The organism is Myxococcus dinghuensis (assembly GCF_024198235.1).
Lineage (GTDB): Bacteria > Myxococcota > Myxococcia > Myxococcales > Myxococcaceae > Myxococcus > Myxococcus dinghuensis.
Genome location: NZ_JAKCFB010000020.1, coordinates 37,190 through 64,042 on the forward strand (window position 1 = coordinate 37,190; position 26,853 = coordinate 64,042).

Genomic DNA, 26,853 nt, shown 5'->3' on the forward strand with positions numbered 1-26,853 from the left:
CGTGGCGGACCGGCGGCGCCCCTTCAGACCCAGGGCGCCGCCATCAACTGCGCGAAGCGCGTCCCCACGTCGGGCCGGCGCAGCATCACCTGCCCCCACGCGTGGGCCTCCGTGCTCCAGGCCTCCACCGACAACCCGAACGAGGCCAGCGTCGCCAGCACGTCGCCCCCCGTGCTCATCGACTTGAGGATGCGCGCGTAGTCCATCAGCGTGGAGAGCCTCGCGCCCGGCAGCAGCGGCTCGTCGTCCAGCGGCCCCACCTCCACCCGAGGGTTCGGAGGTGACGCGCGCGGCGGCGCGGGGAGCGAGCCCACCGCCTCCACCGCGGCCAGCAATCGCAGCCGGTGCGCCTCCTGCTCCTGGCGGCGCTGCTCCGCTTCCAGGCGGGCCTGCTCGGCCTGCTGCGCCTGGAGGGCGCGCTGGCGCTCCAGGTCCCTGCGCCGCGACTCCTCCACGCGGCGCCGCAGCTCCTGCTCGCGCTGGTGCTCCTCCTCCTCGCGGCGGCGCTCGAGGTGCTCGGTCATCATCCGGAGGTCGACGTGGATGTCCTCCAGCAGGTGGCGGTGAGTCGAGGACTCCTCCGGCGGGACGGGCGCGGCGAGCACGCGGCGCTCGAAGTCGGGGAACCACGCCAGCAAGTGCTCCACCGCGGGGATGAGGAAGTCGTGCCCGGCGCGCAGGGCGTTGTTGAGGGGCGACGACGCCCAGGACACGGCATGCGAGGTCGAGCGAGGCCACGCGTCCACGCGCGCGTGCGCCGCCTCCCACACGAAGGGCAGGCGCTCCGGCAGCGCCTCGGCGGGGGCCTCCCGGATGAACCACGCCACCAGCGCCGGCAACTGGAGGTTCGAGTCCACGCGCCACCACGTCTCGAAACACGCGATGGGCTCCTGGCCCGACGCGAGCTGCCGCTCCCACAGCTCCCGGCGCCAGGGGGCGAACGTGGCCAGCAGCTCCGCGCGCTCGGAGGGGTGGCGCTGGAAGCGCAGCCACACCGCGTCGATGAGCTCCTGCCGCTGGGAGGTCCCGCTGTTGGAGCGCAGCGCCTTCATGAGCGGCGCGAGCACGGGCGCGCGGTCCGGCCGCTCCCACACGGCCATCAACAGCCGCGCGGCCTGGCCGGAGTGCTGCTCCTCCTCCCAGCGGCCCAGCCGCACGGGCAGCGACAGCAGCAGGTCCAGCAAGGGCTCCGCGCACGCCGCGTCCCGCGCCCACGTGTGCAGCAGCGCGGCGACGTCGGAGTCCCCCAGCGCCAGCCAGTGGACGAAGCCGGACGCGCGCACCAGCTCCGCGCGCCCGGCCGAGGGCACCTCGCCCACCGCCCGCGTGGCCGACTCCAGGAAGGCGCCCACGTCCGCCGAGCCGCGCAGGGACGCCGACTTGCTCGCCCACTCGAGGAAGCGCAGGGACTCCTCCGCGGCCACCTTCCCTCGCGTGTCGCGGGCCCACGTCGCCCAACGAGCGCGGGACGCCTCCGGCTGCTCCTCGAAGGGCCGGTGCAGCGCCCAGGTCCTCAACCTGGACGCGAGCCCGCCCTCCAATCGCGCGCAGGCGGAGAGCACCGCGTCCAGCGACGCCGTCGAACACGGGAAGGGCAACCGCTCGAGCACGTCCCGCGCGAAGGCCTCGTCGGGTGCGTCCGCCAGCCGCCGCAGGAGCCGCGACGACTCCAGGGCCGCCAGCTTGCGGCGGACCACTGAGAGGGCGTCCGGCGCCTCCAGGGAGTCCAGGGCAGCGAGGAGCGCGTCCTCGTCCTCCAGGCACAGCGCGCACTCGAGGCGGACGTCCGCGTCCTCGTGTCCCAGGCCCATGCGCAGCGCGTGGAACATGTCCAGCTCCGGCTCCTGGCCGGTGGCGCGGACCCAGGCCACGGCGGCGCGGGCCGCGTGGTCGGAGTAGCGCTCGAAGACGGTCCGGGCATGGCGCTCCAGCGCCTCGCGGGGGGCGCGCCCCATGCGCACGCGGGGCCAGACCCGCCAGCGCGTCACCGCCAGCGCCGCCTCATGGGCCGCGACGCCCTCCCCCATCAACGAGCCCACCGCGGAGGAGAGCACGTCGTAGGAAGGCTCCCCCCGGTTCACCTCCGCGAGCCCGGCGAGCTCGCGAAGCGCCTGGGCGTGGCTGCGCTGGGCCAGCACCGCCAGCGACGCGTCCTCCCAGGAGGGCTCGTCCTCGTGTCGCGTCGGCGGTTCGGACCCGGGGAGCGTCTCGGCCCAGCGGTCCTCGACCTCCTCCACGAAGCCCCACAACGTCAGGTGCGGCAGACACCGGCGCACCGCCTCCACGAGCCGGCACACGGCCGCCCACTGAAGGGCGTACCGCGCCTCGAGCTCCCGGGCGAGCGACGGCTCCAGCGTCAGCACGCGCTCGGGCAGCGCGAAGCGGTCCACACCCGCGTGGAGCAACATGCGCGCGGCACCATAGCGCTCACGCGGTATCGGACCGCAGGCGCAGCTCGGACAGCGGACACCGGGCAGGTTGAAGCGGGTACATCCCGGACAGCGCACCCACGTGCCGCGCAGGGCACCGTTCTCCCACGGAGGAGCCATGGCCCCCTGTGTACAACGTCCCGCCCGGGATTGCCCCGCCCCCTTCCGTGCATCCACCGGCGACGCGCCAGGCAGACTCCCCTGGCGCGCCGCCCTCCCGACGGCTCAGCGGGAGCGCCGCACGCGCGTGGCCGGAGGGGCCCGCTTCGCGCAGGTGGGGCACATCCGCTGCTGACGCACGACTTGAGCCCCCTCCCCGCCCGGGTCGTCACGCCACTTCTCGCGCGCGGCGTGGGCGACGAAGTGCACCTGCGGGCGGGAGGGGAACTCCACCCAACGCGTGGCGACGGTGACGAGGTGGCTGGGAATGGAGGGACCCACGGACTGCTGACACGACTGGCAGCGATACATCGACACAGCCATGGCACGACGAGGCCCACGGGTGGCTGAGGCCCGGGGCGCGGGTGGACCGGCCGTCATCGGACGACGACCGGTGGAGGTCCCGACGCGGCGCGCGACGACACGGTCGACGCCGGGACGACACGAGGTCTTCATGACCTCGCGACCGTGAGAATTCGAGAATGCGGACACGCGCGAGCCAGACGCCCTCGCGCGCGCACGGGTGGCGCGGGGGAGCAGACGACTCAGGCTGTGGAGGGAGTCACGCGAGAGGCGCTGCGGCGCCACGTCGAGAGGGTTTGCGCAAGGTAATGAGACACCTCGCGCCCGTCAAGACGGCGACGCAGCCAGTCATCGTGCGCTCGCGTGGGAACGGCCGGCGAGGCTTGCGCGTCCACGGTGGGCCTGGGCCAGACTGCCCGCCGCAACCAACGGGAGATGTGAATGGGACTCGCAGAACGCAGGGCCGCCAAGCAGTTCGAGGAGACGACCCTTCCGCAGCTCAAGCAGGCGCTCAACGACGCCGCCCGGTTCGACGTGCCGGTGAAGGTCGACTGGGCCACGCTCATCCAGGACGACTACGCGCACCTGTTCGAGGAGGCCTGGCCCAAGGTCTACTTCGCGCCGCTCATCGAGGCGGTGAAGACCTTCGCCGAGGACGCGCTGGGCCGCGAGTTCCTCCACGGCGCGCTCAAGCAGGTGGTCATCAAGAACGTCGCGGGCAACAGCTCCGGCTCCAGCTTCGCGTCCTTCGTCGACGGCGTGCTCACGCTCGACCACGAGCCCTTCTCCAACATCGACGACGTCTACGACCGTCGCGAGGGCATCCAGCGCGTGCTGGAGGCCGAGCCGGAGCTGAAGCCGTCCACCGACGCGCTCGGCCCCTTCCTCGACCTGAAGTCCCGCGGCGTCGAGTCCACGCTCCAGGCGCTGCTGCGCATCGCCCACCGCCGCGACGCGGGCGTCCCCCTGCTCCCGCCGTTCGTGACGGTGACGACCCGCAGCGGCACCTACTTCACGGGCGTCGTCCGGGACATCCTCGAGGACCGGAGCGAGGGCCGCTCCCTCCTGCTCCAGGAGCACCGCGACCGCAACAGCAACGCCGTCGTCATCAACCTGAACCACCTCGAGGCGCTCAGCGTGCTGGACACGGGCTCGCTCGGTGGCCTCAAGCGGGACGCGGCGCCCGTCATCTCGCAGCTCCAGCTCCGCCGCCAGCTCCAGAAGAAGGGCGAACGACTGGACACCCTCATGGAGCGCGCCACGCCGCTCACGCTCACCCCCGGCGCGGACGCCACGAGCGCGGAGGCCCTGCGCGCGCTCGCGTTCCTGGCGGACCAGGTCCTCGCCGCGCTGGAGTCCTTCACGAAGGACGACGACGCCCGGCAGGCGCTGCTCGAGAAGGTCCAGCGCGTGCACCTGCGCGTGGGCGCCGACTCCGACGTGACGCTCTCCCACGGCACGCTGGAGTTCGTCACCAGCGAGAAGCCCGTGGGTTGGAGGCTGGGCGACGAGCTGAAGCAGGCGCTGCCGCCGCTCCTCTGACGTCCCCCGGCCCTCGCTCCTGGCTCAGAAGGCGCGGGGGCCACACGCCGGCTCCGGGCGGAAGGGCAGCGCGTGGAGCTGGCGTCCCCCCTGCGCGTCCGTGGCGGTGAAGAAGAGGTCCCAGCCGGAGCGGATGAAGCCTCGCGGGTCCGACGCGGCGGCGTTCGGCACCAGGAAGTCGAGCGACGCCGCGCCCCCGGGGAGGCCATTGGTCACCCAGGGCGCGTACGTGGCCCCGTCCGGGGTCGCGCCGAAGAAGAGCAGCCCCTGCGTCACGGTGAGCGAGCGCGGCGCGGAGCCCTGCTCGCCGGGCACCAGGTCCGCGTAGAGCAGCGTCCCGCCCTCCGTGCCGTCGCTCACCCACGGCTCCATGCCGTGCACGCCATCATCCGCGACGAAGAAGAGCTGGGAGCCCAGCACCACGAGCTGCTCCGGCCCGGAGCCCTCCCGGCCCGGTCGCACGTCCCTCAGCCGGCGCGTGCCCTGGGGTGAGCCATCGCTCGTCCACAACTCCAGGTCCCCACCGGCGCCGTGCGCGGACGCGGCGAAGTACAGCCGCCCACGCATCCCCACCATCGACCGCACCTCGTCGAAGCGCGCCAGCACCACCGGCGGCGCGCCCCCGGTCGTCACCATGAGCGACACCGGCTCGCCGTGCGCGCCGCCCGCCACGAAGAACAGCCTGCGCCCCACGAGCGTGGGCCGCCCTTGAATCCCACGCTCGCTCGGGACGCGGAACACCTCGGTGGCGTGGCGCGTCCGGACATCCAGGCGCATCAACCGCGTGGAGAAGCCCCGGTCCTGCGCGAGGAAGTCGAGCACGCCCTCTCCCTCCGGCACGAGCTGGTCCGGCGCGGAGTCCTCGGGGCCCTCGTCCAGGTCCACCACGAGGACGGTGCCCTCCTGCGTGCCGTCCGTGCGCCACAGCTCGCGGCCATGCTCCGGGTCCCCCGCGGTGAAGTAGAGCAGCCCGCCCAGCGCCGTGAGGCCCTCCGGGAACGAGCCCTCCTCGCCGGGCCACAGGTCCGCCACCAACCGCGTGCCCTCCGGGCTGCCGTCGCTCACGAACAGCTCCCGCCCATGGACCGGGTCGGTGGCGGAGAAGAACACCCGGTCTCCCACGCGCGTGAGGTCCATGGGGTCGGAGCCCTCCGGGCCCGGGACCAGCTCCCTCAACAGGAACGTGCCCGCCCCATGACTCCCGCTGCTCACCCACGGCTCGCGGCCGGTGGGCGGAGCGTCCCCCACGAACAGCAGGCCCCACGGCGCCGCGGCCATGGAGCGCGACCGCTCCGACGGCTCGACGGGGCTCACCCCCAGCGCCACCGCGTCCGCCGAGCAGACCTCCCAGGGAACCACGGCCTGCGCCCCGACCGCCTCATCCTCCGGGACATACGAACAACCCACGAGCCACGGCACCGCCACCAGCATGGGGGCTGACCACCTGCGCATCATCGAAGACCTCTCCCTCGCGCGCGGGTCGACGGGAGCGTCCACCGAGGACACGGTCCCTGACGCCGTCGCGCGGGCGGCAGACCAGGACAGATGCCCGGCGGCGACAACCGCCCCGGGGTGCGAGGCACGCATCGCGCAGCCGGCACTGCCCGCGACACGCGGACGGCTCGACGCCCACGGCCCCTCCCCTACGTTCCATGTCCCCCAGAGTCGTTCGGAGTCCCTCATGGAACGCTGTCGTGCCCTCGTATCCTCGGGCCTGGTCTTCGCGTGGTCCGCCGTCGTGTGCCTGCTCGCCGCTCCCGTCGCCTGGAGCCAATCCGAGCTGACGATGGGCCTGTGGTCCCCCGTCATGCACTGGCCCCTCTCCGCCACCCACGCGAGTCTGCTTCCGGACGGAACGGTGATGTTCTTCGGCGAGTTCGAGGAGGGCCTGCTCCCACCGCGGCGTTGGAACCCGGACACGGGCGAGCTCACCGCGCTGCCCCACCCCGGCTACAACATCTTCTGCGCCGGACACTCCTTCCTCGCCGACGGTCGACTGCTCGTCACTGGCGGCCACGTGGAGAGCCACGTGGGCCTGGCCGACGCGAGCCTCTTCGACGCGGTGACCTCTACCTGGACGCGCCTGCCGGAGATGAACGCCGGCCGCTGGTACCCCACCAACACCACGCTCTCCAACGGCGACGTGCTGGTGCTCTCCGGCGAGGTCAACGGCTCCGGCGACATCAACCCGGTGCCCCAGCGCTACCTCGCGCAAAGCCAGACATGGAAGACCTACGAGAGCGCCACCAAGGACCTGCCCTACTACCCGCGCATGTTCCTGGCCCCCGACGGCAAGCTCTTCTTCGCCACGCCGTGGCGGGGCACGCTGTGGTTCGACCCGGAGGGCGAGGGCACCTGGACCAAGGGCCCCAGCAGCAACTTCGGCGGACGCAGCTACGGCCCCGCCGTCTACCTGGACGGCAAGGTGCTCATCATCGGCGGCGGCGACCCGCCCACCGACACCGTCGAGGAGATCGACCTGAACGCGGCCACGCCCCGCTGGCGCCACGTCGCGCCGATGACCACCCGCCGCCGCCAGCACAACGCGACGCTGCTCCCGGACGGCACGGTGCTCGTCACCGGCGGCAGCAGCAGCGGCGGCTTCGACACCGCCGCGGGCTCCGTCGCCCACGCGGAGCTGTGGTCCCCCACCACCAACACCTGGCGGCGGCTGGCGGACAGCGCCGGCTACCGGGGCTACCACTCCATCGCGCTGCTCCTGCCGGATGGACGCGTGCTCACCGCGGGCGGACGCCACGACCACACCGCCGAGGTCTTCGCCCCGCCCTACCTCTTCAAGGGCCCCCGCCCGGAGCTGACGGACGCGCCCGCGACGGTGAGCCCCGGCGCCACGTTCGACGTCGTCACCCCGGACGCGGCCCGCATCGCGCGCGTGACGCTCATCGCCCTGGGGTCGGTGACCCACGCGTTCGACCAGAACCAACGGCTGCTCACGCTCGACTTCACGCGAGGCGACGGGACGCTCACCCTGCGGGCGCCCCCCACGCACCACCACGCGCCGCCCGGCGACTACCACCTCTTCCTGGTGGACACCTCGGGCGTGCCGTCCATCGGCCGCAGGGTCCGGGTCCTTCCTCCCTGAGGTCCACCTGGGAGCCCCTCGGGTTTCGTGGAAGGATGAGACACAGCATGAGCATCCAGTGCCCCATCTGCCCACAACCTGCGCCCACGCTGCGCGTCATCGAGATGCGCGGGGTCCAGGTCGACACCTGTGAACGTTGTTATGGCCATTGGCTGAACGCGGGGGAGTTGGACCGGTTGGCGCCGGGCTGGAAGACGGACGCCCTGGTGACGGCGATGCACACGGCCTCCCGTCGCTGTCGTCACGCGCGGCACCACGTCCCGACGCACCGCACGAGCTGCGGGCTGTGTGGGGTGGAGGCCGCCCGCTGTCCGTGCTGCGGTGAGTACCTCGCGAAGGTGGCCACGGAGGTGTGCGCGGTGGATTTCTGCGGGAAGTGCCATGGGTTGTGGCTCGACCCGAACGAGCTGAAGGCGCTGATGGAGTGGCACCGGAGCGCGATGCGCCCGCTCGCCATGGGGGCCGCGGTGATGGCGGGAGGCGCCGCGGCGGGGATGGCGGCGGTGGCCCTGGCGGATGTGGCGGCGAGGGCGCCCGGGGAGCACTCCCGGGTCGCGGATGCCCTGGCCAGCGTGGTGGAGCGGGCGGGCGACGCGACGGACGCCCTGGAGCTCGCGTCGGACGCCGTGGACCTGGTGGACGTCTCGAGCATGGGGGAGAGCCTGAGCGCCGCCGTGGAGGCCGCCGCCGAGGGCGGGGCCGCGGTGGGAGAGGCGATGGCCGTCGTCCTGGAGGCGGTGGCGGGGTTGTTCCACTGACCCACCTTCACAACTCCCGGGTTTTCCCTATGCTCATCGATCTACCCAGTGGGCCCGCCGGAAGGCGGGGCGGGGGAGCGCCGAAGATGAGCCATGTGAGCGCGAGGTCCGTCATGCACGATGATCGCCGTCTGTTCCCCCGGCTCCAGGCGCCGCTGTACGCGCGCCCCGCCCGGCTGAAGTTCGGCGACAAGCGACAGGTGCTGGACGCCAGCCTCGGCGGAGTACGCATCTACTCCGACGAGCAATACACGGTAGGCAGCCAGCTCGAGGTCGACCTGTATCTGAGCGACGGCACCACGCTGGAGTGTCGGGCCCGCGTGGCGTGGATCAACAAGCTCGCCAAGGACGAGGTGGCCCGCTTCGAGGTGGGCCTGGCGTTCATGGACATCACCCCGGAGACGTTGGAGCGCCTCAAGACGGTGCTCGTCCCCGAGGAGACCGAGGCGATCCGGAGCTGAGCACGCGGTCCGCGGGCCCCTCCCGGACGTCCTGGGCAGGAGGGAGTCCACCTCCTGCCCGACGTCGTCACGGCGCGAGCCGCGCGCCAGGAGCGACTACGCGCAGACGTACCTCCGCGTCGACGCATTGCACTGGCAGAAGCTCTCGCTCTCCGGGCTGTCGCAGCAGGGGACCCGGACCGTGGAGTTGCCGTTGCAGGCCTTGTTGTAGAGGTCCGCGCACGAGGGGAGCGAGGGCGAGCACGAAGGCGACGGACACGGGATGCTGATGCCGTCACACGTCACGCCCACGTACTGCGTCGCGGAGCAGGTGGTCGTCGTCGCCGGGCAGCTCACCGTCCCCTGCTGGCACGTGGCGGAACAGGACGTCAGCTCCTCGGAGGCAACCCCCGACTCCTCGCCCGGCCCCGTCACGTCGTTTGGCGCGGCTCCGCACCCCAACACGAGACTGGCGGCGCAAGCCAACAGCCACAGCGTCCATCGCTTCATGTCGAATCTCCTGTCGTGAAGATGAGCGAGCAGTGGATGTCCGGGCCGACGCCATCTTCGACAATCCGAGTCGCGACAACAACTCGCGGTGATACGCGTCAGCGATTGATGCCACCGGAGCCCTGGCGGGCTCCACGGATTCGCCCTCACGCCATCTCGTCATTCATGTCATAAAACAACGGCTGCAATCCGGAAACGTCCGGTGCTCCCGGGGCGGCCCGGGCTCGCGTATCGAGGGGAATGGATGTCCTGGGGGTCTTGGGTCGCGGCGTCGTTGGGCATGGGCGTGTTGTGGTTCGTCTGGAGGGTTCGCGCGGTCTACCTCCAGAACCGGGAACCGCCGCCCGTCCTCGAGGGGGCGCGGCTCTCCGAGGAGGTCCGTGAGGTCGTCTTCGCGGAGCGGGCCCCGGAGGACGACCCGGCGTTCCAGGCGCTGCTCGACCAGGTCGCCGAGGGACAGGGGATGGAGGCCGCGCGCACGGATGCGCGCTCGGTGCTGCTCGGCTGGCACCGGCTGCGCGAGCGGGGCATCCAGCCCGCCCCCGAGGCCGCCGACGAGGTCCTGGGCGTGGTCGTCGAGAGCTACTTCGTCGCGGACGAAGGGGCGGCGACCCACGCCACGCCCATCACCCTGGCCGTGTTCCTCGACGGGGAGAGCCTCTACCACCACGGCGCCCAGCGGGTCCCCGCCGAGCGCGACACCCGGACGGATGTCCTGGAGGCGGGCCACCTGCTCGTCGTGGCGGCCTCCGAGCTGGAGGACCTCCCGCCCCCCGGCCCCCGCTCCACGGCGGTCCTGAACAACGGGCGCGTCCGGTTCACGTTCCTGACCCCCTCCGGCCCCAGGGAGGTGGAGGTGAACCTGGACCGGGCCCTGCGCGACGGCGGGCACCCCCTGCACGACCTGGCCGAGCTGAGCCTCTACCTCGTCGGGCTGAAGAGGGGCTTCCCGCGGGAGAAGTCCTGACGCGGGCCATTGTGCTCGGGGGCCCTCCTGTCCCAGGCTCACGCGCGTGAGCCTGTCCTCCCCCCGGCCCCACACCGCGCGCGCGGGCTTCGCCCGACTGGCCTTCGAGCGCTCCGGCCCCCACACCGTGGTGCGCACGGCGCTGGCGCACAGCCCGCTGCGGCTGCTCACCCCGCGCAACCACGGGCACGCCGCGTGGGCCTACACCAGCTCGTTCGGCGGTGGGCTGGTGGACGGGGACCACCTGCACCTGGACGTGGACGTGGCGCCGGGCGCCACCGCGTGGCTGTCCTCGCAGGGCGCCAACCGCGTGTACCGCTCCCCCTCGGGGTGCCGGAGCGACGTGGTGGCGCGCGTGGGCGAGGACGCGCTGCTCGCCTTCGTGCCCGACCCCACGGCCTGCTTCACCGGCGCGCGGTACGCGCAGACGTTCGACTTCCAGCTCGCCCCCGGCGCGTCCCTCGTCTTCGCGGACATCGTCACCGCCGGCCGCAGCGCCAGCGGCGAGCGCTGGGCATTCGACCACTACGCCTCCACCCTGAAGGTGTCCCTGGGAGGCCGGGCGCTGGTGGACGAGCGCTGGCTGCTGGAGCCGGGACATGGCGCCCTGGTGGAGCGGCTGGGCCGCTTCGAGGCCATGGCCTCCGTGCTGCTCGTGGGCGCGGCCCTGGCGGACGCGCGCGCGGCGCTCCACGCCCGCGTCACCGCCCTGCCCGTCACCCCACGCGCCGACCTGGTCCCCTCCGCCAGCCCACTGGGCACCCACGGCCTGCTCCTGCGCGCCGCCGCCGTGTCCGTGGAGGCCCTCGTCCGGACCACCCGCGACTGGCTCGCCTTCCTCCCACCCCTGTTGGGCGACGACCCCTGGGCCCGCAGGGTGTGAGTCCCACCCTTGGCGGCGCTTGACGCATTGCACTAACGTCGGCGGCTCAAGACACGGGCCCACCGGGCCATCCAGGAGTCAGGCGCGTGCATCTGTCCCCTCGTGACGTGGACAAGCTGTTGCTGCACCAGGCGGGCTTCCTGGCCCAGAAGCGCCTCGCCCGGGGCGTGCGGCTGAGCTACCCGGAGGCGGTGGCCCTCATCGCCACCCAGTTGCTGGAGCTCATCCGCGACGGGAAGAACGTGGCGGAGCTGATGGACCTGGGGCGCCGCATGCTGGGGCGGGCCCAGGTGATGGAGGGCGTGCCGGAGATGCTGGCGGAGGTGCAGGTGGAGGGCACCTTCGCGGACGGCTCGAAGCTGGTGACGGTGCACCACCCAGTGGTGGCGGAGCACGGCGACCTGACGCTGGCGCTGTACGGCAGCTTCCTGCCGGTGCCCCCGGTGGAGACGTTCGGCGCGCCGCCCGCCCCGGTCGACGGCATCCCCGGCGAGGTGCGGGTGCAGCCCGGGGAGCTGGTGCTCAACGAGGGCCGCGACACCATCTCCCTCGCCGTGACGCACCAGGGCGACCGCCCCATCCAGGTGGGCAGCCACTACCCCTTCTTCGAGACGAACCGCGCGCTGGTGTTCGACCGGGAGAAGGCCTACGGCCGCAGGCTGGACATCCCGGCGGGCACCGCGGTGCGCTTCGAGCCGGGGGAGCGCAAGACGGTGCAGCTGGTCGCCATCGCGGGGGAGCAGGTGGTGCGTGGCGGCAACGCGCTGGGCAGCGGCAAGGTCTCGCCCGAGAATCGCGAGCGCGCCATGCAAGCGGTCCGGGAGCAAGGCTTCGGGCACGAGGAGGAGCGCTGATGAGCCGGAAGATGGACCGCCGTCACTACGCGGACATGTTCGGTCCCACCACCGGAGACCGGGTGCGGCTGGGCGACACCGGGCTGTGGGCCCAGGTGGAGCGCGACGCCACCGTCTACGGCGACGAGTGCAAGTTCGGCGGCGGCAAGGTGCTGCGCGAGGGCATGGGCCAGCGCGCGGGCACCCACGACGTGGACGCGCTCGACGTGGTCATCACCAACGCGCTCATCCTGGACTGGACGGGCATCTACAAGGCGGACATCGGCATCAAGGCCGGCCGCATCGTGGGCATCGGCAAGGCGGGCAACCCGGACATCATGGCGGGCGTGACGCCGGGCATGGTGGTGGGCGTCACCACCGAGGCCATCTCCGCCGAGGGCCACCTCGTCACGGCGGGCGGCCTGGACACGCACATCCACTTCATCTGCCCGCAGCAGGCGGACGAGGCGCTCGCCAGCGGCATCACCACCTGGGTGGGCGGCGGCACGGGGCCGGCCACCGGCACCAAGGCCACCACCTGCACGCCGGGCATCTGGAACCTGCACCGGATGCTCCAGGCGACGGACACGATTCCGCTCAACATCGGGCTGACGGGCAAGGGCAACACGTCCCTGCCCGAGGGACTGGTGGACCAGATTCGCGCGGGCGCCATCGGCCTGAAGCTGCACGAGGACTGGGGCACCACGCCCGCGGCCATCGACACGTGCCTGTCCGTGGCGGAGGGCGAGGACGTCCAGGTCACCATCCACACCGACACGCTCAACGAGTCGGGCTACGTGGCGGATTCGCTGGCGGCGTTCAAGGGCCGCACCATCCACACGTACCACTCCGAGGGCGCGGGCGGCGGCCACGCCCCGGACATCATCCAGGTGTGCGGCGCGCCCAACGTGCTGCCCTCGTCCACCAACCCCACGCGGCCCTACACGCGCAACACGTTGGACGAGCACCTCGACATGCTCATGGTCTGCCATCACCTGGACCCGGAGATTCCCGAGGACGTCGCGTTCGCGGAGAGCCGCATCCGGGGGGAGACCATCGCCGCGGAGGACATCCTCCACGACCTGGGCGCCATCAGCATGATGTCCTCGGACAGCCAGGCCATGGGCCGGGTGGGCGAGGTCATCTGCCGCACGTGGCAGACGGCGCACAAGATGCGCGAGCAGCGCGGGCGGCTGCCTGGAGAGCAGGGCGACAACGACAACCTGCGCATCCGCCGCTACCTGGCGAAGTACACCATCAACCCGGCCATCGCCCACGGGCTGTCGCACGAGGTGGGTTCGGTCGAGGTGGGCAAGCTGGCGGACCTGGTCGTGTGGCGTCCGGCCTTCTTCGGCATCCGGCCGGAGCTGGTGCTCAAGGGCGGCTTCATCGCCTGGGGGCAGATGGGTGACGCCAACGCGTCCATCCCCACGCCGCAGCCGTACATCATGCGCCCCATGTTCGGCGCGCGCGGGCGGGCGCTCGGCGCGACGAGCCTCGCGTTCGTGTCGCAGCGCGCGCTGGCGGAGGACGCGCTGCGCGGGCTGGGGTTGGGCAAGCGGCTGGTGGCGGTGAACCGGTGCCGGGGCCTGGGCAAGCGGGACATGCGGCTCAACGACGCGACGCCCACCATCACCGTGGACCCGGAGACGTACGAGGTGCGCGCGGACGGAGAGCTCCTGCGCTGCGAGCCCGCCACGCGGTTGCCGCTCGCCCAGCGCTACACGCTGTTCTGACCGGCCGGGGACACCGCGCGCATGGGCTCGTTCTGGAAGGTGCTCCAGTTGGGGGACTCGGGGTTCCCCACCGGGGGCTTCGCGCACTCGGGTGGGCTGGAGGCGGCCGTGCAGGCGGGGGAGGTGCGCGGCGCGCCGGAGCTGCGGCGGTTCCTGCGGGAGCTGCTGTGGCAGACGGGACATGGCGCGCTGCCGCTGGTGGGCGCGGCGCACCGCGAGCCTTCCACCCTTCCCGCGCTGGACGCACGCGCGGACGCGTTCCTGTCCGGCCACGTGGCCAACCGCGCCAGCCGCACGCAGGGCCGCGCGTTCCTGGACACGTGCTCGCGCATCTTCCCGAAGCCCGTGGGGCCCGTGCGCGAGGCGGCGCGCGCGGCCGGGCTGTGCTTCCACCACGCGCCCCTGTTCGGCGCGGTGCTGCGCGCGCTGGACGTGGAGCTGGCGGACGCGCAGCAACTGCTCCTGTCGCTCACGGCGCGCGGCGCGTTGTCGGCGGCGGTGCGGCTGGGCATCGTCGGCACGCACGAGTCCCACCAGCTCCAGCACCAGGCGGCGCCGCTGTTGGACGCGGTGCTGGAGCGGTGCGCGGGGTTGGGGTTGGACGACCTCGCGCAGCCCTCGCCGCTGTTGGACCTGCTGGGCTCCACGCACGACCGGCTCTATTCGAGGCTCTTCCTGTCCTGAGGTGATGCGCAATGCATGACGACCACCGCGGCCACGGCCATGACGACGACCACGACCACACGCACGAGGACTGGGACCACCCGGGCCACTTCCACGAGCGCGAGGAGCCGAAGAAGCGCGACTACGAGGCGCGCGCGTTCACCATCGGCATCGGCGGTCCGGTGGGCAGCGGCAAGACGGCGCTCGTGCTGGCGCTGTGCCGCAAGCTGCGCGAGCGCTACCGGCTGGGCGTGGTGACCAACGACATCTTCACCAAGGAGGACGCGGAGTTCCTGGTCCGCAACCAGGCGCTGTCCCCCGAGCGCATCAAGGCGGTGGAGACGGGCGGCTGCCCCCACGCCGCCATCCGCGAGGACATCAGCCACAACCTGCTGGCGCTGGAGCAGCTCATGGAGGAGCTGACGCCGGAGCTGCTCATCGTCGAGAGCGGCGGCGACAACCTGGCGGCGCAGTACAGCCGGGAGCTGGCGGACTACACCGTCTACGTCATCGACGTGGCCGGCGGGGACAAGGTGCCGCGCAAGGGCGGCCCCGGCATCACCCAGTCCGACCTGCTCATCATCAACAAGACGGACCTGGCCCCCCACGTGGGCGCGGACCTGGGTGTCATGGACCGCGACGCCCGGAAGATGCGCGGGGACGGGCCGTTCGTCTTCACCCAGGTGACGAAGGACGTCGGACTCGACGAGGTGGTCGAGCACCTGGTTGGCGCCTGGCGCGCGCGCACCGGCGGCCGCCCGGCCTGACCTCGACAGGGCCCTGTCAACAAAGCGCGCCCCAACCTCTTGGAAACACGGCGCTTTCGTGCGGAGTCGACCCCGCGACGCGAAAAAGTCGCGGGTGTGTCGATCCCCTCCGGCGCCATTCGTTGCCTGGGTGAACCTCTTCCAGGAGACACCATGAAATACCTGACCTTCATCCGCAGCACCGAGACCCACCGCGCTGGAGGCCCGCCGGCCGCGCTGATGGAGGCGATGGGCCAGTACGTGGAGAAGTCCTTCAAGGACGGGACGCTCGTCGACACGGGCGGCCTGCTGCCGAGCAGCGAGGGCTTCCGCGTCCGGCTCGCGAACGGGAAGCTCAGCGTCATGGACGGCCCCTTCACCGAGACCAAGGAGGTCATCGGCGGCTGGGCCATCATCCAGGCGGCCTCCAAGGAGGAGGCGCTGCGCATCTCCACCGAGTTCATGGAGCTGCACCGCAAGCACTGGCCCGAGTTCGAGGGCGAGTCCGAGGTGCGGCCCATCTTCGACCCCGGCATGGGGAAGTAGCAGGCGCCTGGGAGTCCTGGACCGGCGGGCCCGCCCGAGCAGGGGGCCCGCCGCGTCCGCGCCGTCGCTCAGTCCCGACGGAGGATGAAGAAGTAGGGCTGCGCCATGTCCCGGGCGTCCATGGCCCCGAGCAGGGTGACCTCGTCCACCTTGCGGAAGATGTCGTGGGTGGGCCAGTCGTCGTAGATCATCGTCGCGCTGAGCCGGCCCCGGTACTCGGTCATGCGCAGCCGCGCCTTGAACTTGTTCGTCTCCACGTCCGCGCGATGGGAGCCCACGGGGCCGCGAATCGAGGGGGACGGCCACTTCCTCGGGTCCACCGGGAACACGGAGCCGCGGTCCTCGGTGAAGAAGAGCAGCGGGTGCACGCTCTCCGTGTCGACGAACTCCTTTCCGTACCAGCCCGTCGCCGCGAGCATCCCGTCCATGCGGTGGCCGGTGTGCAGCTCGCTCCCCTTCCACCGGCCCTTCATGAACGCGAGGTCCACGGTGGGCAGGCCGTCGAACAGCGCGAGCGCCTGCTCCAGCGAGATGCGACCGGCCTTCACTGCCTCGTCGAACGTCATGGGGTGTGTCCTCCGTTCATGCGCAGCACGGGCTTGATGGCCGTGCGCGTCTCCATGTCGTGCACCGCGTCGTTGATGGCCTCGAAGTCGTAGGAGCGGCTGAGCTTCTCCAGCGGGAAGCGCCCCTCGGCGTGCAGCGCGATGAGCCGGGGGACGAAGGTCTTCGGGTCCGCGTCGCCCTCGAGGATGCCCACCAGGCGCTTGCCCACGAGCAGCCCCATCATCGGGAGCGTGACGTCCGCCTTGTCCGGACTGGGGAGGCCCAAGAGGCCGCACGTCCCCAACGGGCGCGTCACGTCGAACGCCTGACGCAGCACCTGGGGCAGGCCGACGCACTCCAGCGTGAAGTCCGCGCCGCCGCGGGTGCGCTTGAGGATGGACTTGAGGAGGTCGGGCTGCGTGGCGAGGAAGACGTCCGTGGCGCCCAGCTCGCGCGCGAGCTCGAGGCGCTGGGGGCTCAGGTCCACGGCGACGATGGTGGAGGCCCCGGCGACACGCGCCGCCATGATGGCCGCGAGCCCCACCGCGCCCGCGCCGAAGACGGCGAGCTGCTGTCCGGACTGGAGACGGAAGGCCTCGAACACCGCGCCGGCGCCCGTCTGGAAGCCACAACCCAACGGGGCGAGCAGCTCCGGTGGCGTGACGGCGGAGACCCTCACCGCGTTGTGCTGGTGCGCCAGCACGTGGGTGGCGAAGGAGGACTGGTGGAAGAAGCTCGAACGGATGGGCTCGCCCCGCCAGCGCATGGGGAACGTCCCGTCCGGCCGGGCGCCGGAGAAGTTCCCGGCGTAGCCCTGCTGACAGTAGGCGGGGTGACCGCCCTCGCAGGGAGCACAGGCGCGACACGAGAAGTAGCTGAGCACCACCGTGTCGCCGGGGACGAAGGCCGTCACGCCCTCGCCCACGGCCTGCACGATGCCCGCGCCCTCGTGCCCGAGGACCGCCGGGAGCGGGAAGCGCCCCGCGCCCGCGCGATACGTGAGGTCCGTGTGACAGATGCCACTCGCCGTCACCCGGACGAGCAGCTCGTTCGCACGTGGCGACTCCAGCTCGACCTCGTCGATGACGAAGGGACCATTCACCTCCTGCAGCAGCGCGGCACGGACCGGATGACCCATGGACCCATCTTATTGGCAATCCGCCAACGATGTCGCCACAGAATCGCTCCGACCGCGTCCGGCCCCGCGTTGAGCGTGCGGGGAGCGGCACGCTACGCTCCACCGTCCAGGGGGAACGACACGTGGATCCACTGCTCGCGACGCTGCTCTGCGCCTCATTGGCGCTCACCTTCGCATCCGTGTGGCAGTCGGGGCCTCCGGCGCTCGGAGGCGCGGGGTTCGGGCTGAAGCCGGCGCCGGATGGGCGCATCCTCGTCGACACGCTCGCCCCGGGCGGCCCCGCGGACCTCGCGGGCCTGCGCCCCGGAGACTGGCTCGTCGCCGTCAACGGCATCCCCGTCGCAAGCCTTCCTGGGCCCCAGCTCGTGGATGCCATTCGCGGCCCCGTGGGCTCCCAGCTCTTGCTTGTCTATGTCCGTGGCAACGCGCACCCCAGACAGGTCGTGATGACTCGCGCGGCGCTCGGGACGCCGCCGGGGACACAGCCACCCGAGGCGCCGCCCATGGCGCCTCGACCCCTGCCCTTCCATCCGGCGCCGCCGCAGACGCCCCTTCCCTTCCATCCGGAGCCACCCTCCGCGCGGACGACGCCTGGTGGTGTGCGACTCCTGCCCCGGACCCTCGAGGACCCCGCCGCGGGTGGCCGCACCGCGCTGCGCTTCCTCGTCCCGGAGGGATGGCAGGCCCAGGGGCACATCGCGTGGCTGCATGAGTTCAGCGTCCTGACGAACCTGCGCCTGCGCATGAACGACCCGCGCTCCGGCGTCACCCTGGAGTGGCTGCCGACCATGCACTTCGCGTTCACCGACCAGCTCCCGGGCCTCATGCTCCCGGGGCAGAACTGGATGGGCGCCCTCTTCGCTCCGCCCGAGTCCGACCCCGCGCGCTTCGTCGAGAGCTTCTGGGCACCGCAGGCCCTGCCCCACCTGCGGGGTCGCAGGCCCGTCGCACGGCAGGACTTCCCACGCCGCGCGCAGCTCGCCGTCGCCAGCGACGCGGGCTGGCAGGCCCAGGCCGTCCGGCTGCGCTACACCTACGACCAGCACGGCGAGGTCTGGGAAGAAGACGTCTCCTTCACCCTCGCCCATGCCCCCATGGCCGGAGGCATGGCCATGTGGAACGTACAGTCCGCCGCCTCCTGCCGCGCGCCGCGAGGCGAACTGGACCGTCACGCCGCCCTCATCGAAGCCGTGCTCCAGAACACGCACTTCACCCCGGAGTGGCTCGCCGCCCTCACCGTCGTCCGACAACTGTTCCGCCAGGGGCTCGCCCAGCAGATGGCCGACACCGCCGCCTTCGGCCGCGCGCTCCAGCAACACAACGCCCACATCCAGCAGCTCGGCCAGCAACTGCACGAGGAGCGCATGCGGAGCTTCGACCGCATCGCCGAGAGCCAACGCGAGTACCTCGCGGGCGTGGAGACCTTCACCAATCCCTACAACCAGCACGGCATGTACCTGCCGGCCGGCTATGCCGAGCAGTGGATGAACCCCCAGGGCGAGGTCGTCCTCTCCGCCACCCCGGGCTTCGACCCCAACGCGGGCGACACCACGCACTGGCGCAAGCTGGAGCGCCGCGACCCGATGCGCTCCTGAGGCCCTCACGCGGCATCGACCGCCTGCGCGCACGGGAATCCGCGGAGCGGTGCGGGCGCCGGGCGTGGAGCCTGGCCTCACCCTCATCCCAGACGGACTGACCTCCACCCGACACACCGGGATGGACTCACGCAACATGTCTGTCCATTCGGACCCAACGCTTGACATCCCCTGACGGCTCCCCTATCCAAGACATCCCATTCTCCATCACGTACCGGTGCTCTCCGCAGAATGGGCACGCCCGTTCGCTCCGCCTGGACCTCTCGCCGCGACCGCCGAGCGAACCCACGCGTCGCAGGTCGAACCGCCGTGCCAACCGCCCAGAGGAGCGGGCACTCGAGGAGCCCCCATGTATGTCCCGTCGAAAGTCGCGGACAAGCAGACTCCGTCCGTCCACGCAGCAGCCACCGGGAGTGTCTACACCCTCCCATGTACGAAGGCCGCTTCCGAGCTGGCCAGGATCTACACCGTCGCGCCGAGCGGAGGTGCCCTCGCCGCGTCGATGAGCACCTCCGACAAGGTCGGCAACGTCGCTGACGCCATCGGCTCGCTCGGGATGATCCTGAGCGCCATCCGGCGGCCCACCGACGAGCAGAACACCTTCGACGTCTCCGTCCAGAACGACACGGAGCACGTCGCCATCCCCTACAGCGTGCGGTGCAACAGCGACTGCTACGCCACGGCAAACCTGGACATCCTGACGCCAGGACAGAACTCGACGCTGAACTTCAACCTCAACAAGGCCTTCGACGGGAACCTCGACCTCTACCTCGACTTCATCCTCTGCGCGCGGGACGCACAGACCGTGCACGCTGGCCTCCACATCACCCGCGCGAACAACGGGGAGATCGCCCCCTACTCCTTCAACACGGACTACGGGAACGTCATCTTCGACCGGAGCGAGCAGAGCAGCTCCAAGACCACGAACACGCTGCTCTACGCCGCCGCGGTGGGCGAGGGGACCGCTCCGTCGTTCGGCGTGGCCATCATGGCGACCGCGCTGGACTCGCACAGGATGACCCTGGTCCTCACCCCGTGGCGGAAGGTCTGACGGTTTCCGGCAACTCCACCTTCAAAATGAGGAGCAAGACATGAGCGCGAAGCAGACCTCTGCCGACAGCACGCTGACCTTCTCCGAGGGCTCGGGCGCCGCGAGAAAGGCGGGCCCTCTCATCTGGAACCACCTGAACCGCCTGGACGACAGCGAGCAGGTGGCGGCGACCCTGGGGTTCGGGGTCGTCGGCGCGGTGGCCAGCCTGGTGACCGCGGGCGTGAACCTGTGGCTGGGCGGTCGGAACATGAAGCACAACTCCACCGACGACCACTCCCTGACCCTGAAGGTCAACAACTTCACCCCCTACACCCTGGTCACCCGGATGCTGGAGCGGGTGGAGAACGCGAGCCTGAAGAGCACCATCGTCGCCACGGGCAAGTCGGTCGACATCGAGCTGGGGACGCGCAACTACGCGGGTGCGGCCAACAAGGACCAGGGGCCCTCCGTCCACTTCACCCTGACGGATGGGAGCCAGGACGTCGACGTCGAGGTGCGGTTCACGGACACCACGGACAGCGGGTTCTCGGGGCAGGTCAGGATCCGCCTGGTGCGCGTGGAGCCGCTCGGATGCGAGGACCAGTCCGGCGCGAAGGCCAACACCGAGATGAAGCACCCCTTCTACACGTACGCATCCGGCAGCGGCGGCCCCAGCTTCATGCTCACCGCCTCCCCCGTGAGCAATGGCCACGCCGACATCTCCCTGACCTTCATGGCGTGAGGGCCTCCGTCCCCCGCCCTTATCGGTCCCTGTAGCCCCGGGCCGTGGACCTCTCGGGGTTCACGGCCCTCCCCCCCGCCCGGCGAGCGGCGCCCCGGGCACCCCCTTGCCACCCAGGTCCAATTTAGATAGCAAGCTACCTATTACTTCCCTACCTATGGGACCTATGTCGCCATCTGCCCAGTCGCGCGTGGACCGCCAGGAGCTCGAGGAGACCTTCATCCAGGTGCTGGGGACGACCCTGCGGCAGCTTCGACGGGTGGCGGACCGGAGCTTCGTGAAGCTGGGGTTGTCGTCGGCCATGGGGACGGCGCTGACCATCATCGCCCGGCAGGAGGGCATGGCGCAGAAGGACCTGGCGAAGGAGCTGGGCGTGGAGGGGCCCACGGTGGTGCGGTTGGTGGACCAGCTCTGCGCGCGGCAGCTCGTCTCGCGCGAGCCCACGGCGGCGGACCGGCGGGTGCGGCTGCTGCGCGCCACGCCCAAGGGGCACGAGATGACGCGCGCGCTGACGCCGCTGCGCTCGGCGCTGCATACGCAGGCGCTCGCGGACGTCTCCGACACCCGGCTCCAGGACTGCCTGCGCGTGCTGCTGGCCTGCCAGAAGGCGGCGGAGAGCGTCGAGAACGAGTCGTGAACGAGAAGCTGCTGTTCTCCTTCAAGACCTTCGTCGCGGCGGCCCTCGCCGTGACGGTGGCGTTCTATCTGGGGCTGGACCGTCCGAGCTGGGCCTTCGCGACCGTGTACCTGGTGTCGCAGCCGCTCACGGGCGCGTCGCGGTTGAAGGGCCTCTTGCGCTCCGGGGGCACGTTCCTGGGCGGCGTCGCGTCGCTGCTCCTGGCGGCGGTGTTCATCGACTCGCCGTTCGCGATGACGGTGGCCATCATCGCCTGGGCCTCGCTGTGGCTGGGCGTGTCCATGCTGGACCGGCGGCCGACCAACTACCTGTTCGTCATGATTGGCATCACGCCCATGATTGGCGCGCTGCCGGGCGCGGTGGACCCGACGCAGGTGTTCAGCACGGTGGTGGCGCGCGTGACGGAGCTGACGCTCGCGTTCCTCAGCCTCGTCGTCGTGGACAGCATCCTCTTCCCTCGCAGCGCGCGCCCGGCGCTGGGCGCCCTGATTCGCGACTGGCTCGGCGGCGCGCAGCAGTGGATGCTGGACGCGCTGTCGGACGACCCCGCGCGCCGCGCCGCCTCCATCAAGGACCGCCGCGCGCTCGCCGCCAAGGCCGCCGCGCTCAACGCCTTCGCGGTGAACATCCGCTTCGACCTGGACGAGGAGCTGCGCCGGGGTGGCAAGCTGGTCGACCTCCTGCGCGAGGAGACGCTCCGGCTCCTCCCGGTGATGGCCACCATCGAGGACCGGACCCTGGAGCTGACCCGCGACGGCGGCAAGCTGCCCCCGGCGCTCACGGGCTTCCGCGAGCGGCTGAGCGCGTGGATCGAAGCGGGCGCCCCCACGGACGGCGCCGCCGACCTCAAGCGCACGCTGCGAGGAGCCACGCCCGCGCCGGACCAGCAGGGCTGGCGCGACCTGATGCTGGCGGAACTGCTCAAGCAACTGCGCGAGCTCGTCACCCTGTGGAGCGACTGCCGCTTCATGCAGCGCCGGCTCGCGTCCGAGGAGGCCGCCGTGCCCCGCCGGCTCCGGCTCGCCGCGGACCGCACGCGCCCCTCCGAGCACAAGGACCTGGGCATGGTGCTGTGGACCGTGGCCACGGGGTGGCTCGTGTTCGCCGCGGTGGCGGGGCTCTGGTACCTGCTCGACTGGCCGCACGGCGTGGGCGGCCTGCTGCTGGCCATCATGATGGCGCTGATGTTCTCCGGCACGTCGGAGAACCCGCTGCCCGCCCTCAAGATGCTCACCAAGGTGCTCGTCCCCGCGGGCGTCCTGGGCGGCTTCTACATGTTCGCGGTGTTCCCGCACATCGACAGCATGCCCACGCTGCTGTTCGCGCTGTCGTTCCTGCTGATTCCCCTGGGGGTGCTGGCCGCCAACCCCGCGTTGGGCATGCTGGCCGCGTTCCCCGTCTTCCAGATCACCATCGACAACGGCCCCTCCACCGGCGCGTCGGCGGACTTCGCCAACTTCGTCAACGGGCAGCTCGCCTCGCTGGTGGGCGTCATCATCGCCGTGGTGGTGGTGTCCATCGTGCGCGTGGCGCGGCCGGACGTGGGCGTCCACCGCATCCTGCGCGCGGGCTGGAAGGACGTGGCGGAGCTGGCCGAGACGCCCGACGCCGCGCACCGCCGGCCGTTCCTGGGGCGCATGTTCGACCGGCTGGGCCTGCTGGTCCCGCGCCAGCTCCCCATGGACCCGGCGAACGCGCTGCTGGCGGCGGACGCGCTGACGGACCTGCGCGTCGGGCTGCACGTGCTCGACCTGGAGAACCACCAGCGTCAACTGACGCCCACCGCGTCCCAGGCGGTGGACCGGGTGCTCTCCGGGGTGTCGCTGCACTTCCGGTCGCTGGAAGAGGACCTGAAGCCGCCGCCCGCGCTGCTGCTCGAGGACATCGACGCGGCGCTGGACGCGGCCACGTCCCATGGTCGCCGGTGCGCCGTGGCGCTCGCCGGACTGCGGCGGGCGCTGTTCCCCGACGCGCCTTCCTACATCCGGGTGCCGTCCCCCCTGCTCCTGACGGCTGGACCCACGTCATGACCCACGAAGTGGATGTGATGGGAGTGTATCTCCCCTTCCCGTTCGTCGCGGCGTGCATCGCCGGGGCGGTGTTCTTCGTCCTGCGCAAGGTGCTCTCGCGCGCTGGCTTCTACCGCCACGTCTGGCACCCCGCGCTGGCGGACCTCGCCCTCTACATCCTCCTCATGTGCGCGACCGTCTTCGTGTCGCGCTGACCTCTTTCGCTCCAGGAACCCGCTCCATGGCCACGTCCCCCCGTCTGGCGAACGTCCTCGCGCTCAGTCGCAAGGTGCTCGTCACCGTCATCCTCGTCGTCCTCGCCGTGCTGGGCGGCTACGAGCTCTGGTTCTATTACGAGCGTGAGCCGCGCACGCGCGACGGCCGCGTGCGCGCCGACGTCGTGCAGGTCGCCTCCGAGGTCGCCGGCCGCGTCACCGAGGTGCTCGTCCGCGACAACCAGGGCGTCCAGCAGGGAGACGTCCTCTTCCGCGTGGACCCGGCGCGCTACACGCTCGCGGTGCAGCAGGCGGAGTCCACGCTGGCCAACGCCCGCGCGGCGCTGCGGCAGGCGGAGACGGACGCGCGGCGCTACCACGACCTGAGCGGCGTGGTCTCCGACGAGCGCCGCCAGCAGGTCGCCACCCAGGCCCAGCAGGCGCGCGCGTCCTTCGACCTGGCCACCTCCAACCTGGAGCTGGCGAAGCTCAACCTGGAGCGCTCCACCGTGTACGCGCCGGTGGATGGCACCATCACCAACCTGCTCCTGCGCCCGGGCGCCTATGTGGGCTCGGGCAGCCCCGCCATGGCGGTGGTGGACCGGCACTCCATCTACGTCGCGGGCTACTTCGAGGAGACGAAGCTCAACCGCATCCGCGTGGGCGCGCCCGTGGAGGTGCGGTTGATGGGCGAGTCCGCCGTGTTGCGCGGGCGCGTGGAGAGCATCGCCCTGGCGGTGGAGGACCGTGAGCGCAGCACGGGCTCGCAGATGTTGCCCAACGTCAACCCGACCTTCCCCTGGGTGCGCATCGCGCAGCGCGTGCCGGTGCGCATCGCGTTGGAGGAGTACCCCCGGCGCATGCGCCTCATCGCCGGCCGCACCGCGAGCGTCGAGGTCCTCCCGTGGGAGGATGACGGCGACGACCTCGAGCGCGAGACACCCCGGACGACCCGCGCCGCCAAGGAGGCCCCGTGACGCCGCGGACGCGTCGACGCGCGGGCCTGCTGCTGGCCTCGACGCTCGCCACCGGCTGCGTGACGGTGGGGCCGGACTACCAGAAGCCCGAGGCGCTCACGACGGACAAGCCCGTGGAGCTGTCGAGCGCCCACGAGGCCGTCTTCTCGAACGACGCGCCGGACGGCCCGTGGTGGAAGCTGTACCAGTCTCCCGAGCTGGATGGCTTCGTGCAGAAGGCGCTGGAGCACAACAAGGACCTCGCGGTGGCCGTGGCCAACCTGGAGCGCGCCCGGGCGGTGGTCGACGAGGTCCGGGCCCTGCGCTACCCGAGCGTCAGCGTGGAGGCGGGCGTGAGCTGGAACCAGGGCTCCGGCGCGGCCGTGGGTTCACCCGAGCCGCTGGACCCGGCGGGCCGCTTCGACGCGGGCTTCAGCGCGTCGTATCAGGTGGACCTGTTCGGGAAGATTCGCCGCACCCTCGAGGCGTCCGGCGCGGACGCGGAGGCCGCGCGCGCGGTGCGGGACACCACGCGAATCACGGTGGTGGCGGAGACGGTGCGCGCCTACGCGGACGCCTGCATCGCCGGCTACCAGCTCGACGTGGCCCAGCGCACGGTGAAGCTGTTCGAGGAGTCGTTGGACCTGACCGAGCGACAGGTGAAGGTGGGACGCCTGGGTGGCCTGGACAGCGCGCGCGCCAAGGCGCAGGTGTCGCAGGCCCGCTCCACGCTGCCGCCCTTGTTCGCGCAGCAGCGCGGCGCCCTGTTCCGGCTGGCGGTGCTGATGGGACGACAGCCGTCCGAGGCGCCGATGGAGGTGGCCGACTGCCGCACGCCCCCCAGGTTGAGCCAGGTCATCCCCACGGGGGACGGCGCGAGCTTCATCCGACGACGGCCGGACATCCGGGGCGCGGAGCGGCGGCTCGCGGCGGCGACGGCGCGCATCGGCGTGTCCGTGGCGGACCTCTATCCGAGCATCAGCCTGGGCCTGTCCGCGGGCGCCACGTCGCAGACGGCCGGGGACTTCGTCGCGGACCAGGCGCTGCGCTTCGGCATGGGCCCGCTGATTCGCTGGACGCTGCCCACGGGCGGCCCCCAGGCGCGCATCCGACAGGCGGAGGCGTCGACCCGCGCGGCGGCGGCCGACTTCGACCGCGTGCTCCTGGGCGCGCTGCGCGAAATCGAGACGGCGCTCACGAACTACGCGCGCGAGCTGGAGCGCAACGCGGAGCTGGTGGTGGCCCGGGACCAGAGCGCCGAGGCGGTCCGGCTGGCGCGCAAGCTCCAGGCCGCGGGAGCGGCGGGCTCGCTGGAGGTGGTGGACGCGGAGCGCACGCTGGCGTCGGCGGACGCGGCGCTCGCGACGTCGGACGGGCAGCTCGCGCTCCAGCAGATCTCCATCTTCCTGGCGCTGGGCGGAGGCTGGGAGGAGGACACCGCTCCCGTCGCGAGCAGGTAACCAGACGCTCGGGTTCTCCTCGTCCTGGAGAACCACCGCCCACCTGCCCCACGAGTGCTACGGTACGCGCCTCATGACCGCGACCGTCGCCACGGGCTTCTGGGGACCCAGCACCTCCACCGTGGACTGGTGCGAGACGAACTACCAGCACCTCTTCCATGTCGGTGAGCTGTTCAACTCGGCCTCCAGCCTCGTCCTGGTGCTCACGGGCGTGCTGGGCATCGTCTTCCACCGACACCTGCTGGAGCGCCGCTTCCAGCTCGCCTTCGCGCTGCTCGCCCTGGTGGGCGTGGGCAGCACCGCGTTCCACACCACGCTGCAACGCGAGCACCAGATGCTGGACGAGCTGCCCATGCTCTATCTGGCCATCGTCATCGTCTACATCCTGCTGGAGGACCGTCCCCAGCCGCGCTTCGGACGCTGGTTCCCGCTCGCGCTGTTCGGCCACGCCGTGCTCGTCACGTACCTGACGGCCTTCACCCGGGGCGCGGTGCAGTTCTTCCTCTTCCAGGTGAGCTTCGCGTCGCTGGAGTTCTACGCGCTCGGCCGGACCTACTTCCTCCAGCGCAAGAGCCCCGACGTGGGCGTGAAGCGGCTGTTCCGACTCGGCATCGCCGCCTACGCGCTCGCCATCGTCCTGTGGATTTCCGACATCCAGTTCTGCCCCACGCTCAACGAGACGCTGCCCGCGCACGGCCTCCCCAACCCGCAGTTCCACGCGTGGTGGCACGTGCTCGTGTCGTTCGGCTTCAACGCGCTGCTCCTGGTCATCGCCAGGGAGCGGCTCAGGACGCTGGGCCACGACGCCCGACTCCAGTTCGTGCTGGGCGTCATCCCACGCGTGCTGCGTCCCGCACGGCCCGCGGAGCAGGGGGCCCCCTCCCCCGCGAGCCAGCCCGGGTAGTCC

The 26,853-nt window shown here is 71.6% G+C and carries 26 protein-coding genes; 20 read left to right on the plus strand and 6 right to left on the minus strand.

Annotated elements, in window-relative coordinates; all coding sequences use genetic code 11:
- Positions 1–23 precede the first annotated feature (23 nt).
- Complete coding sequence (locus LZ198_RS24690; protein ID WP_253974492.1) at positions 24–2,408, minus strand: hypothetical protein; 2,385 nt, start codon at positions 2,406–2,408, stop codon at positions 24–26.
- Positions 2,409–2,654: 246 nt separating this feature from the next.
- Positions 2,655–2,912 (minus strand): hypothetical protein, encoded by a 258-nt coding sequence (locus LZ198_RS24695; protein ID WP_253974493.1) that lies wholly within the window; start codon positions 2,910–2,912, stop codon positions 2,655–2,657.
- Positions 2,913–3,332: 420 nt separating this feature from the next.
- Here LZ198_RS24695 and LZ198_RS24700 point away from each other — a divergent pair, with 420 nt between their 5' ends.
- Positions 3,333–4,433, plus strand: a complete 1,101-nt coding sequence (locus LZ198_RS24700; RefSeq protein WP_253974494.1) for a hypothetical protein — start codon at positions 3,333–3,335, stop codon at positions 4,431–4,433.
- 24 nt (positions 4,434–4,457) lie between these two features.
- Here LZ198_RS24700 and LZ198_RS24705 read toward each other — a convergent pair whose 3' ends face one another.
- The gene (locus LZ198_RS24705; protein ID WP_253974495.1) at positions 4,458–5,888 is read right to left on the minus strand and encodes an ELWxxDGT repeat protein; all 1,431 of its coding nucleotides are present in this window, start codon (positions 5,886–5,888) and stop codon (positions 4,458–4,460) included.
- Positions 5,889–6,114: 226 nt separating this feature from the next.
- On the opposite strand from LZ198_RS24705, the gene LZ198_RS24710 reads away from it, so the two are divergent.
- The 3 genes from LZ198_RS24710 (at position 6,115) to LZ198_RS24720 (ending at position 8,755) form a co-directional block, all read left to right on the plus strand.
- Positions 6,115–7,536: a galactose oxidase-like domain-containing protein gene (locus tag LZ198_RS24710; protein ID WP_253974496.1), complete on the plus strand. Its 1,422-nt coding sequence runs from the start codon at positions 6,115–6,117 to the stop codon at positions 7,534–7,536.
- A gap of 47 nt (positions 7,537–7,583) precedes the next feature.
- Positions 7,584–8,294, plus strand: coding sequence for a TFIIB-type zinc ribbon-containing protein (locus LZ198_RS24715; protein WP_253974497.1), 711 nt, complete (start codon positions 7,584–7,586; stop codon positions 8,292–8,294).
- A gap of 113 nt (positions 8,295–8,407) precedes the next feature.
- On the plus strand, positions 8,408–8,755 hold the full coding sequence (locus LZ198_RS24720) for a PilZ domain-containing protein (protein WP_253974498.1): 348 nt from the start codon (positions 8,408–8,410) through the stop codon (positions 8,753–8,755).
- 96 nt (positions 8,756–8,851) lie between these two features.
- On the opposite strand, the gene LZ198_RS24725 is transcribed toward LZ198_RS24720, so the two are convergent.
- Complete coding sequence (locus LZ198_RS24725) at positions 8,852–9,244, minus strand: hypothetical protein (RefSeq protein ID WP_253974499.1); 393 nt, start codon at positions 9,242–9,244, stop codon at positions 8,852–8,854.
- A 244-nt stretch (positions 9,245–9,488) separates the two neighbouring features.
- Here LZ198_RS24725 and LZ198_RS24730 point away from each other — a divergent pair, with 244 nt between their 5' ends.
- From LZ198_RS24730 to LZ198_RS24760, 7 genes are all read left to right on the plus strand, one after another.
- Positions 9,489–10,211 (plus strand): hypothetical protein, encoded by a 723-nt coding sequence (locus tag LZ198_RS24730; RefSeq protein ID WP_253974500.1) that lies wholly within the window; start codon positions 9,489–9,491, stop codon positions 10,209–10,211.
- Between the two features lie 46 nt (positions 10,212–10,257).
- The gene (locus tag LZ198_RS24735) at positions 10,258–11,094 is read left to right on the plus strand and encodes an urease accessory protein UreD (RefSeq protein WP_253974501.1); all 837 of its coding nucleotides are present in this window, start codon (positions 10,258–10,260) and stop codon (positions 11,092–11,094) included.
- 86 nt (positions 11,095–11,180) lie between these two features.
- Complete coding sequence (gene ureA, locus LZ198_RS24740; protein ID WP_253974502.1) at positions 11,181–11,948, plus strand: urease subunit gamma; 768 nt, start codon at positions 11,181–11,183, stop codon at positions 11,946–11,948.
- Positions 11,948–13,663 (plus strand): urease subunit alpha, encoded by a 1,716-nt coding sequence (gene ureC, locus LZ198_RS24745; RefSeq protein WP_253974503.1) that lies wholly within the window; start codon positions 11,948–11,950, stop codon positions 13,661–13,663. Before ureA ends, ureC begins: the two co-directional genes overlap by 1 nt.
- Positions 13,664–13,684: 21 nt before the next feature.
- On the plus strand, positions 13,685–14,347 hold the full coding sequence (locus LZ198_RS24750; RefSeq protein ID WP_253974504.1) for an urease accessory protein UreF: 663 nt from the start codon (positions 13,685–13,687) through the stop codon (positions 14,345–14,347).
- A gap of 11 nt (positions 14,348–14,358) precedes the next feature.
- The gene (gene ureG, locus LZ198_RS24755) at positions 14,359–15,093 is read left to right on the plus strand and encodes an urease accessory protein UreG (protein WP_253974505.1); all 735 of its coding nucleotides are present in this window, start codon (positions 14,359–14,361) and stop codon (positions 15,091–15,093) included.
- 153 nt (positions 15,094–15,246) lie between these two features.
- Positions 15,247–15,618 (plus strand): YciI family protein, encoded by a 372-nt coding sequence (locus tag LZ198_RS24760; RefSeq protein ID WP_253974506.1) that lies wholly within the window; start codon positions 15,247–15,249, stop codon positions 15,616–15,618.
- Positions 15,619–15,686: 68 nt separating this feature from the next.
- Here LZ198_RS24760 and LZ198_RS24765 read toward each other — a convergent pair whose 3' ends face one another.
- Both LZ198_RS24765 and LZ198_RS24770 read right to left on the minus strand, forming a co-directional pair.
- Positions 15,687–16,184 (minus strand): DUF4334 domain-containing protein, encoded by a 498-nt coding sequence (locus tag LZ198_RS24765; protein ID WP_253974507.1) that lies wholly within the window; start codon positions 16,182–16,184, stop codon positions 15,687–15,689.
- On the minus strand, positions 16,181–17,302 hold the full coding sequence (locus LZ198_RS24770; RefSeq protein ID WP_253974508.1) for an NAD(P)-dependent alcohol dehydrogenase: 1,122 nt from the start codon (positions 17,300–17,302) through the stop codon (positions 16,181–16,183). Before LZ198_RS24770 ends, LZ198_RS24765 begins: the two co-directional genes overlap by 4 nt.
- A 122-nt stretch (positions 17,303–17,424) precedes the next feature.
- On the opposite strand from LZ198_RS24770, the gene LZ198_RS24775 reads away from it, so the two are divergent.
- The 9 genes from LZ198_RS24775 to LZ198_RS24815 all read left to right on the plus strand — a co-directional run bounded on the left by LZ198_RS24775 (position 17,425) and on the right by LZ198_RS24815 (position 26,850).
- Positions 17,425–18,897 (plus strand): PDZ domain-containing protein, encoded by a 1,473-nt coding sequence (locus tag LZ198_RS24775; RefSeq protein ID WP_253974509.1) that lies wholly within the window; start codon positions 17,425–17,427, stop codon positions 18,895–18,897.
- Between the two features lie 349 nt (positions 18,898–19,246).
- Positions 19,247–19,948 (plus strand): hypothetical protein, encoded by a 702-nt coding sequence (locus LZ198_RS24780; RefSeq protein WP_253974510.1) that lies wholly within the window; start codon positions 19,247–19,249, stop codon positions 19,946–19,948.
- 40 nt (positions 19,949–19,988) lie between these two features.
- Entirely contained in the window at positions 19,989–20,669 is a 681-nt protein-coding gene (locus tag LZ198_RS24785) for a hypothetical protein (RefSeq protein ID WP_253974511.1), read from the plus strand.
- Positions 20,670–20,835: 166 nt separating this feature from the next.
- Positions 20,836–21,306, plus strand: a complete 471-nt coding sequence (locus LZ198_RS24790) for a MarR family winged helix-turn-helix transcriptional regulator (RefSeq protein WP_253974512.1) — start codon at positions 20,836–20,838, stop codon at positions 21,304–21,306.
- Complete coding sequence (locus LZ198_RS24795) at positions 21,303–23,336, plus strand: FUSC family protein (RefSeq protein ID WP_253974513.1); 2,034 nt, start codon at positions 21,303–21,305, stop codon at positions 23,334–23,336. Before LZ198_RS24790 ends, LZ198_RS24795 begins: the two co-directional genes overlap by 4 nt.
- Before the next feature lie 17 nt (positions 23,337–23,353).
- A complete protein-coding gene (locus LZ198_RS24800; RefSeq protein ID WP_253974514.1) occupies positions 23,354–23,530 on the plus strand; it encodes a DUF1656 domain-containing protein in 177 nt (58 codons plus the stop codon).
- Between the two features lie 26 nt (positions 23,531–23,556).
- A complete protein-coding gene (locus LZ198_RS24805; RefSeq protein WP_253974515.1) occupies positions 23,557–24,507 on the plus strand; it encodes an efflux RND transporter periplasmic adaptor subunit in 951 nt (316 codons plus the stop codon).
- Positions 24,504–25,946, plus strand: a complete 1,443-nt coding sequence (locus LZ198_RS24810) for an efflux transporter outer membrane subunit (RefSeq protein WP_253974516.1) — start codon at positions 24,504–24,506, stop codon at positions 25,944–25,946. The genes LZ198_RS24805 and LZ198_RS24810 overlap by 4 nt, the downstream gene beginning before the upstream one ends.
- Positions 25,947–26,019: 73 nt before the next feature.
- Positions 26,020–26,850, plus strand: coding sequence for a ceramidase (locus LZ198_RS24815; RefSeq protein ID WP_253974517.1), 831 nt, complete (start codon positions 26,020–26,022; stop codon positions 26,848–26,850).
- Positions 26,851–26,853: the final 3 nt, after the last annotated feature.

Excerpts from the sequence above, each read along its gene's own strand:
- LZ198_RS24690 (WP_253974492.1), bottom strand. The coding sequence starts at position 2,408 with ATGTTGCTCCACGCGGGTGTGGACCGCTTCGCGCTGCCCGAGCGCGTG.
- LZ198_RS24695 (WP_253974493.1), bottom strand. The coding sequence starts at position 2,912 with ATGGCTGTGTCGATGTATCGCTGCCAGTCGTGTCAGCAGTCCGTGGGT.
- LZ198_RS24700 (WP_253974494.1), top strand. The coding sequence starts at position 3,333 with ATGGGACTCGCAGAACGCAGGGCCGCCAAGCAGTTCGAGGAGACGACC.
- LZ198_RS24705 (WP_253974495.1), bottom strand. The coding sequence starts at position 5,888 with ATGATGCGCAGGTGGTCAGCCCCCATGCTGGTGGCGGTGCCGTGGCTC.
- LZ198_RS24710 (WP_253974496.1), top strand. The coding sequence starts at position 6,115 with ATGGAACGCTGTCGTGCCCTCGTATCCTCGGGCCTGGTCTTCGCGTGG.
- LZ198_RS24715 (WP_253974497.1), top strand. The coding sequence starts at position 7,584 with ATGAGCATCCAGTGCCCCATCTGCCCACAACCTGCGCCCACGCTGCGC.
- LZ198_RS24720 (WP_253974498.1), top strand. The coding sequence starts at position 8,408 with ATGCACGATGATCGCCGTCTGTTCCCCCGGCTCCAGGCGCCGCTGTAC.
- LZ198_RS24725 (WP_253974499.1), bottom strand. The coding sequence starts at position 9,244 with ATGAAGCGATGGACGCTGTGGCTGTTGGCTTGCGCCGCCAGTCTCGTG.
- LZ198_RS24730 (WP_253974500.1), top strand. The coding sequence starts at position 9,489 with ATGTCCTGGGGGTCTTGGGTCGCGGCGTCGTTGGGCATGGGCGTGTTG.
- ureC (WP_253974503.1), top strand. The coding sequence starts at position 11,948 with ATGAGCCGGAAGATGGACCGCCGTCACTACGCGGACATGTTCGGTCCC.
- LZ198_RS24750 (WP_253974504.1), top strand. The coding sequence starts at position 13,685 with ATGGGCTCGTTCTGGAAGGTGCTCCAGTTGGGGGACTCGGGGTTCCCC.
- ureG (WP_253974505.1), top strand. The coding sequence starts at position 14,359 with ATGCATGACGACCACCGCGGCCACGGCCATGACGACGACCACGACCAC.
- LZ198_RS24760 (WP_253974506.1), top strand. The coding sequence starts at position 15,247 with ATGAAATACCTGACCTTCATCCGCAGCACCGAGACCCACCGCGCTGGA.
- LZ198_RS24765 (WP_253974507.1), bottom strand. The coding sequence starts at position 16,184 with ATGACGTTCGACGAGGCAGTGAAGGCCGGTCGCATCTCGCTGGAGCAG.
- LZ198_RS24770 (WP_253974508.1), bottom strand. The coding sequence starts at position 17,302 with ATGGGTCATCCGGTCCGTGCCGCGCTGCTGCAGGAGGTGAATGGTCCC.
- LZ198_RS24780 (WP_253974510.1), top strand. The coding sequence starts at position 19,247 with ATGTATGTCCCGTCGAAAGTCGCGGACAAGCAGACTCCGTCCGTCCAC.
- LZ198_RS24785 (WP_253974511.1), top strand. The coding sequence starts at position 19,989 with ATGAGCGCGAAGCAGACCTCTGCCGACAGCACGCTGACCTTCTCCGAG.
- LZ198_RS24790 (WP_253974512.1), top strand. The coding sequence starts at position 20,836 with ATGTCGCCATCTGCCCAGTCGCGCGTGGACCGCCAGGAGCTCGAGGAG.
- LZ198_RS24800 (WP_253974514.1), top strand. The coding sequence starts at position 23,354 with ATGGGAGTGTATCTCCCCTTCCCGTTCGTCGCGGCGTGCATCGCCGGG.
- LZ198_RS24805 (WP_253974515.1), top strand. The coding sequence starts at position 23,557 with ATGGCCACGTCCCCCCGTCTGGCGAACGTCCTCGCGCTCAGTCGCAAG.
- LZ198_RS24815 (WP_253974517.1), top strand. The coding sequence starts at position 26,020 with ATGACCGCGACCGTCGCCACGGGCTTCTGGGGACCCAGCACCTCCACC.